A 1,064-nucleotide genomic window follows, 5' to 3' on the forward strand; every position below is an offset into this window, starting at 1 on the left:
ATCATCTTCTGGATGACGGCCTCTTTCATTTCTTTGGAGTAGCGAGCCATAACTGCCTCTTTTAATCATCTCTCCATTGAAGAGAGTCATGAGTCAAAAGAGGCGACATCTATCCTGACACAGGGGGCTCAGTAAAATACAACATCTGAAAAAACCGCAAGATGATTTTATGTTAAAAACATGCGACAGTGGATAACTTTGCTAGACAGTGTAGTAAAAATTTATCTTAAGTAAATTTTTATTTTACAAATAACTTTCAGCAGATGAACTAAGATCCGCGTTATTTCATAGCTGATGAGAATAAAAAAATTGCTTTTCAATTAAAAAGAAGCCAGATAAAAACGCAGACCAGCCAAGCCCGCAGCGGTTCCAGCGGCTTTTTTTGCCAACCGTTCCAAGACATACAAACCAATCAACATCAGTGTTGCTGCCCTCCAGTAAGCTTCATATCGGTTACCATCGGGATCGGTAAATATGATCAAAACCTGTACTTTTCTGGCTCATACCTTATCATCAAAACCGAACATTCACCTTTTTCAGATACAGGATGCTGTCACCACAATCAGCAGTCAGCAGCCAGCATCATGCCCAAGAAGGGAAATCATCGTCTGATGGGATTAACGAACTTGACAGCAACCTGCAGAGATCCAAGGTAAATTATATACAACAATTAAGTACCACCCTATTTTAACTAGTCAACAACCTTTGGAAGATAACTTGTGTTGTTATTATCCCTGAATTTCTTCGGCCATGGTGCCCGTTCATCCAGGGTTGAATCAACTTTGATCAGGTAAGGAAGAAACCCTGAACGATCTGGCTCTTTATCTTCCTTACCCTCTCTGCATGGCGTATAACCAAAATAGCCCAGGGGAATATACAGTATTTTGTCTGTCGATAAGGAAGGCGCAGCTCCTCTCCAGGACATTTCCACTGTGCATATAGTGGACCCCAAAAACTGGACCACTGGCTAAGTTAAGTTTTTCGACTGTATGATGCCCTTTCAAGGAGGGGAAAATGACAGTCAGAAAAAGGAAGCGTCATGCACCTGAATTCAAAGCTCAGGT

Annotated in this window: 1 protein-coding gene; it reads right to left on the minus strand. The window is 41.4% G+C overall.

Translation table 11 applies throughout. From position 1 onward, the window contains the following. Positions 1 to 320 precede the first annotated feature (320 nt). Entirely contained in the window at positions 321 to 482 is a 162-nt protein-coding gene (locus tag ACNRUY_RS26600) for a hypothetical protein (RefSeq protein ID WP_488114680.1), read from the minus strand. Positions 483 to 1,064: the final 582 nt, after the last annotated feature.

It is taken from the genome of Endozoicomonas sp. Z74 (genome assembly GCF_057680865.1).